Annotated in this window: 5 protein-coding genes and 1 pseudogene; 4 read left to right on the forward strand and 2 right to left on the reverse strand. The window is 63.4% G+C overall.

Translation table 11 applies throughout. From position 1 onward, the window contains the following. From G584_RS12815 to G584_RS0111100, 4 genes and pseudogenes are all read left to right on the forward strand, one after another. A pseudogene (locus G584_RS12815) lies at positions 1-204 on the forward strand (hypothetical protein); the annotation flags it as partial. Positions 205-435: 231 nt separating this feature from the next. Then, entirely contained in the window at positions 436-1,911 is a 1,476-nt protein-coding gene (locus G584_RS0111090) for a radical SAM protein (protein ID WP_014632236.1), read from the forward strand. After that, positions 1,904-3,100 carry an MFS transporter gene (locus tag G584_RS0111095; protein WP_003043751.1) on the forward strand — a complete coding sequence of 399 codons (1,197 nt, stop codon included), beginning with the start codon at positions 1,904-1,906 and terminating at the stop codon, positions 3,098-3,100. Before G584_RS0111090 ends, G584_RS0111095 begins: the two co-directional genes overlap by 8 nt. Before the next feature lie 200 nt (positions 3,101-3,300). Next, positions 3,301-3,834, forward strand: coding sequence for a hypothetical protein (locus G584_RS0111100; RefSeq protein WP_014516139.1), 534 nt, complete (start codon positions 3,301-3,303; stop codon positions 3,832-3,834). 373 nt (positions 3,835-4,207) lie between these two features. Here the strand turns inward: G584_RS0111100 and G584_RS12275 are convergent, their stop codons facing one another. Together G584_RS12275 and G584_RS0111110 are read right to left on the reverse strand one after the other, a co-directional pair. Further along, on the reverse strand, positions 4,208-5,938 hold the full coding sequence (locus tag G584_RS12275) for a family 1 glycosylhydrolase (protein WP_245537212.1): 1,731 nt from the start codon (positions 5,936-5,938) through the stop codon (positions 4,208-4,210). Next, positions 5,935-6,368: transposase (locus G584_RS0111110; protein ID WP_028494660.1), on the reverse strand; the 434-nt coding region annotated here is incomplete at its 5' end. The genes G584_RS12275 and G584_RS0111110, both read right to left, overlap by 4 nt.

Consider the following 6,368-nt stretch of genomic DNA (forward strand, 5'->3'; position numbering starts at 1 on the left):
TTGGTCTTTTTGCCCCCCTACTCTCCTGAGCTACAGCCTGTGGAGCGGGTATGGCCCTTGGTGGACGGGGTGGTAGCGAATGGGCGGGTGGATTCGGAGGAGGAGCTTTGGGAGAGGGTGGAGGCCCGCTGTGCTTACTTGCAGACCCAGCCGGAGCTTATTCGGAGCCACACTCTTTTTCACTGGTGGCCGGGGGGATGCTGAGGGAATGGATCGGGAGGATTTCATATTAGAAGGGCCAGGAGAAGCCATCCCACGAGGAGAACCCAAGGCCACCTGTGCCTCATGCTTCCAGGGTGCCAAGGGGGAGGTTACGCGGGGAGTCCAAGGTTACGCGAGGTTACGCAGGGGCCATCGTTGGGAAGAGCTTCCACGTAACCTGGACGTAACCTCCCCCCTGCTACCCTGGGGCTAACCCGTAAGGGGGTGGAAGAAATGCACGAGAGGGGTTTACAACTTCCAAAGGTCGTAGGCCAGCAGCATGATTTCCTGATGGTTGCCATTGATACAGGCAATTTTATATTGGCTTACGAGGAGGACCTCGAAGAAGGATTAGGCTCGGAATACGAAAGGCTTTGGGTCGAAGACGTGCCCCTTGTCCTTGCCAGCGACGCTAGCGTTGTCCTACGCAGAGAGCGGTTCGGGGGAATACTCTACGGCTTTAAGAGGGGCATTTTTCTCAATCAGGAAGCCTTCGACCTTGTTAGATCCTTTGTAGTTGCTACTAGGCCATCGCTGGCCCTCAAGCAAGTTCTCAAAGAAGGAGGCTTAAGTGAAATTACCAAGGGATTTGTAGAGGCAGCGGGGCATTTAATCCTTTACTTGATTGCCGAGGGATACCTTCGCCCTTCTCAAGAAGGGCTGGAATCTAAAGCTTTGTTCCTAGACGATCAACACTTCTCCGATGACCGGTACTATAGGCCTCTATCCATGGAAATCGAGCTCACGAATAGGTGCTATAGGCGTTGTGCATACTGTGCATACGAATCCGGCCCTGAACCCAAAATACCTCTTCGGGAAGAGCTGACTTTCGATGAGTGGGGATATATCTTGGATTCCATAAGAAAGGAAGGGGTCTTCTACCTTGAATTCACAGGAGGTGATCCACTGAGTAGGCCAGATGGATTGGAGATCATCCGCCTAGCGGACGAGCTAGGGTTTAGCGTTCAAGTTAACACCGACTTGTCCGTGTTGCGAGATAGCGACTTAGATAAGATTGCGTCCACAAAAAATCTGAACTTCGTGGGTACCACTTTAGACGGATCTAGTCCGGATAGCCACGATTTGCTTCGGGGTAAGGGGGGATTTAAGACTACCTTGCGGCAGATAAGTCTCATTGCCAAAGCCGGTATCCCTCTGGCTGTCTTCACGGTAGTTCACAAGAAGAACTACACTGAGATTAGAAAGATAGGTGAAATCGCAACACAAAACAACGCTATGTATGGGATTGCGCCCATGTATCCCGCAGGGCGCGGGGCAAGCTTGAATCATCTCGTTCTTAGCCAGGAAGAGTGGGACTTCGCTGTAGGGGAATACATGGACATGGTTAGATTAGGTGCGATTAAGCCCCACCAAAGGCTGTGGTATAAGCTTTCTAGAGAACTTAGATCGGAAAACCCGGCCCGCGATCAGATATGGCTTACCTCTAGGGGTAATCGTGCTCTTCGCGTAGATCCGAGGGGTAATGTCTACGTTTCTGCCAAATTGCGTGAGTGGCGGCCCAGGTATTCGTTCTTCGGCAACCTTCTAACGAGCACTTTAGCCGACATTTGGGAGAATTCGCCTCTACTGCAAGAGCTACGGAAAATACCTGTTCAACCGAACTTCTTTGATGCCGTGGACATTCGGACTATCCCCAATTACACCAGCGAAATCCCTCTAGCTGATGGCTCAGCGTCCCAGCATGGCTAAGGATTTAACTCCGCCCTCGGGTACCTTCTCCTTCTTCCTCCTCGCCTTCCTTCTAACCCTGACCGGCCAGGGCCTGGTGGTGGCGGGCCTATGGCGGTTCCTGGAAGCGGGAGCCTCGGGGCTACAAACTTCGGTCCTCACCCTGGTTCAAGCCTTAGCGAGCATCCTGACCCCCTTTCTCCTCCAATCCTGGCTTGAGACCAGGCCCCAAATGGTGCTCCGCCTCCTCGCCTTTGGCCTTGGGGTAGCGGCCCTCCTCGCCCTGGGAAGCCCTGGCCTTAGCACCTTTCTTCTCCTTTACGCCGCCTTGCTCGCCCTCTTCCTCTTCCTTACGGCTGCTCTGGCCATCTACGGCGTTTTACTGGGAAGCGCCCTGCCCCGCCTCTTCCCTAAGGAGGCCCTGTCCCAGGCCAACGCCCGCTGGGAAATGGCCAATACCTTGGGCCTGGTCCTGGCCCCCCTCATAGGGGGCTTTGCCGTGGACCGCCTGGGGCCCTACGCCCTTCCCCTCTTCGCCCTTCCTCTGGGGGTGGCCCTGGTCCTCCTCCTGGGCCTGAAGGCCCCTCCTCCCCTAGGCCCTTCCGAAGGGAGGCGGAAGGCCTTTGGGGGTGTACCCTTGGGTGTTCTCCTCCCCGTTGCTCTACCTGCCCTTCTCCCTGCCCTGGCCCTCACGGGGGGCGGGGTCCTCACCGCTCTTCTCTTCCACGACCTCAAGCGGCCCGAGGGGCTAGGTATCGCCTGGGCGGGCTTTAGCCTGGGGGGCTTCCTTGTGGCCCAGGCCCTTACCCGCGTCTCCCTCCCCCCGGTCCTTGGCCTCCTCGGGGGGCTTGGCCTCCTGGGCCTGGGCAACCTGGGGAACGGCCTCCTCCCTTACCCCCACCTCCTCCTCGGGTCTTTGGTCTCGGGGGCGGGGGTTTCCGTGGCCCGGATCGCCTTCCGGACCTTCCTCCAGCGGCTTGCCCCCCCGGAGACCCTGGTGGGCCTCTTTGCCTACGTCAACGTCCTCACCCAGACGGCCCGGGTCCTGGGCTCCCCCTTGGGCGGGGGGCTTGGGGACCTCCTGGGGCCCAGGGGGGCCTTCGTGGCCTTTGGGAGCGTTTTCCTCCTGGCCTCCCTTCTCTTTCCCCCTCTCCTCCGCCTCTCCCAAAGGGTTCTCTCCCCTCGTGGTGACGCCGAGGGGCGTGGGTGAGGCCCTCCTGGGCTCCACGGGCGGTATTCCCCTGCTGCTACTCTGGGGCTAACCCGTAAGGGGGTGAATGGCGATGCTCAAGGAGGTGCAAGAGGTCAGGGTCGGCGGCCGGACGCGGCGGGTGTACGTGCGCCCCTTTGCCATGCCTGCTCCATTACAGGTGGGGTCATCTGGATGGTGGAAGGGTTCGCTCTAGAGGCTTGAACCCGGTCTGGAAACTGGCCTTTCTTTCCGAGGCCCTGGGCGACCTGGGGGCCGCCCTGGGCTTCAGCGCCTTGAGCCTGGAGGTGGCCCGCACGGGGGAGGCCTTCTGGGTAGGCCTCTTCGCTGCCCTCGGGTACTTCACCCTAGGCCCTTTGCTCCTCCTGAGCCCCCGGCTGGACCGGGGAGACCCGGTGAGGGCCCTCCTCCTCCTGGCCCTTCCGTTCCCTCCTTTCCTCGCGGGGGGCCTGCTCTATGGGTTTGCCGTCGGGGTCACGGGCGTCCACCTGCGGGCCGTGCGGGGGTGGTTGCTGCCCGAGGAGGCCCTGGCGGGGAGCCTGGCCGCCCTGCGGGCCCTGATCTACGGGGCGGGCGCCTTAGGGGGAACCCTCTCGGGGGTCCTGGGGGGGATCGGCGTGACCCTGCCCTTGCGGGTGGCCCTGGCCTCCTTCCTGGCCTTCTACCTCTTCGCCCTTGGCCCGCTCCATCCCAGGCGCCTGGAGGAGGTAGAGGCCATGGGGAGAGCCTCCTAGCCGGTGCGAAGAGGGCTTGGTCTTATCGCTAAGCTTGTTTCCCGCAAGGCTGACCCTCCCCTGAGGCCCGGGTGGACCGGCCCTACCCATGGGGGTGGGGGGTAACACTACCTTGGAAGGGCGCAGATGGGCGGAGGGGGAACGGAGTCTCGGGAAAACGGCGGGAGGATTCCTGAGCCGCTTTGGCGTGGGGGTTTGGGCGTATCCCCTCAGTTTGTGGTGGTGGGAGGGACCTGGTGCCCACGGCTCTGGGCCGGGTAGCTTGAGCCCGGGCCCCCCACCAAAAGAGCTGGAAAGGGCACCCCCGAAGGGAAGGGGTCTACTCCCTGGAGGCCTCCGGGACCCCCTTCACCCTACAGTTTTAGGCTCCCCTTCACCCCGAGGGCGGAAGCGGCACCTCCAGGGAAGAGGCCTCCTCCTCCCGGGGGGCCTTGGACAGGCTTTCCTCCGCCTCTAAAAGCCTGAGGAAGCCCATCAGGTCCACCGCCGCCAGGTCGTAGAGGAAGGCCTCCACCACCCGCTCCGGCACCACCCCCTCGCCCCCTCGCACCGCGTACCCCAGGGTCCTCAGGCTCTGGGCCACCGTGGCCGCAAGCTGCTGCTCAAAGGGCACCGGGGCCGCAGGGAAGAGGATCCGCACGGGGCTCTTCATTCCAAGGCGCACCACCCGGCCCAGGACCTGGTCCAGCCCCGTGGCCGTCCAGGGCAGGGTGAGGACGATCTGGGCCGTAGGTCTCTTCCCCGTGGTGTCGTGGAAGGAGAGGCCCACACCCCCCTTGCCCGCGGTGGCCAGGAGGAGGCGCACCCTCCCCTCGTCCCAGGCCGCCTTGGTCCTCCTGAGGGCGCTTCCCGTCTCCGCCCCGGTGTAGAAGGCGAGGTCCTCTCCCAGCCCTCCGAAGGCCTCCCGGACCATCGCCACGGGGGAGGGGAGGGTGAGCCCGAGGCCCTTCAGGGCCGGGGCCAGGTGGCGGTGGAGGGCCCCCTTGAGCCCCCTCTCCTCGGCGTCCTGGAGGAAGGCCTCCACCGCCTCGGGGCTCGTGAGGTCCAGGGTCTTGTCCGAGCGGTACTGGACGAAGAGCAGGACGTGCCACCCCTCCTCCAGGAGGCCGGCCACCAGGGGAAGGGCCGCCCTCAGCTTGATCCTCTCCAGGATGGCCCGGGAGAGGAGGGTGCGCTGGGCCATGACGATCCCCCGCTCCTCCTGGGGGGCCCGGTAGGCCGCCGCCTTGAGCCGCCTCCGCACCTCCGCCAGGAGGGCCTTCGCCTCCTCGGGGACCTCCAGGAGGGGGACCTCGTAGGCCACCAGGCCCTCTGGGGGGCGGAAGAGGCGCTTGGTGAGGAGGTTGCGGTCCCGGAGGTACCCGTGGAAGCGGGCTAGGTCCTCAATCCCCCCCGCGAAGTAGAACTCCCTCCCTCCCCGGTACCGCTCCCGGGTGTAGACGGCGAACTGGCGCATGAAACGGGTGAAGAGGCGGTAAGGGACGAAGCCCGTGGGCTCCAGGAGGTAACGGGCCTCCCAGGGCCGGTCAAAGGGGGTGGCGGTGGCGTAAAGGGTGAAGAGGGCCCGCCAGGCGGCCTCCACGTGGGCCTCGAGGTAGGCCACCCGCTCGGGGTCCTCCACGACGGCCTCTCCCGTCCAGAGGTCGGGGTAGGCGGCCCCGTTTTCCGTGATGTAAAGGGGCCAGGGCACCTCCCGGCCGAGGTGCTTCAAGAGGTGGTAAAGCCCCTCGGGGTAGACCTCCCACCCCATGGCCGTGACCGGCCCCTCCGGGGGAAGGTAGCGCACGGGCAAAGGCCCCGTCCCCGGGGCCACGCGGACGGGGGCGTAGTAGTTCACCCCTAGGAAGTCCAGGGGCCTTGCGACGAGCTCCAGGTCACGGGAGAGGTTGGGAGTGGGCGGGGGGTCTTGAAAGGGGCTTTCGGGATACCCCCTGCCCAGGATGGGGTCCAGGAAGTAGCGGTTGTGGTAGCGGTCAGCCACGTCCACCGCCTCGGGGTCCTCGCCGTACACCGGGGCGAAGTTGAGGACGATCCCCACACGCTTCGTCCCCGCTGCCCTCAAGGCCTCCACGGCGAGGCCGTGCCCCAGGAGGGGTCGTGTCAAGAGTTATGTGTAAGAGTCTGTGTACGGGGGGCATACCGCTCCTGAAGCATCTTCTCCAGCACCTCCTTCACCTCCGAGAACCCCTTTAGTTTCCGTTCTGCCCACCTCCCTGCAAGATGTTCGCTTCGCGAAGCAGCCTGCCTCTCCGACTCCAGGTAAAGAAGCTTGTACACCGCCTCTTCCTTAGGAAACTTGTGGTCCCGCACCTTCGTCCCCCGCCGTAGCTCCCGGATAAACCGCTCCATCAGGTTGGTGCTCCGCAGGTACGGCCAAAGCACCTTGGGGTACCCGTAGAACCGCAGGAAGGCCCCCGAATCCTGTACCCAAAGCCCCACCACCCCCGGGTACCGCGAACCCCAGGCGGCCTTCACCTCCTCCAAGGCCCCAAGAGCTTCTTCCCGGCTCTCCGCCCCGTACACCCGCCTCAGGT

The organism is Thermus antranikianii DSM 12462, from assembly GCF_000423905.1.
GTDB classification, from domain to species: domain Bacteria; phylum Deinococcota; class Deinococci; order Deinococcales; family Thermaceae; genus Thermus; species Thermus antranikianii.

Bases quoted from the DNA above. Each gene is read 5' to 3' on its own strand.
- G584_RS0111095 (WP_003043751.1), top strand. From the start codon at position 1,904: ATGGCTAAGGATTTAACTCCGCCCTCGGGTACCTTCTCCTTCTTCCTC.
- G584_RS0111090 (WP_014632236.1), top strand. From the start codon at position 436: ATGCACGAGAGGGGTTTACAACTTCCAAAGGTCGTAGGCCAGCAGCAT.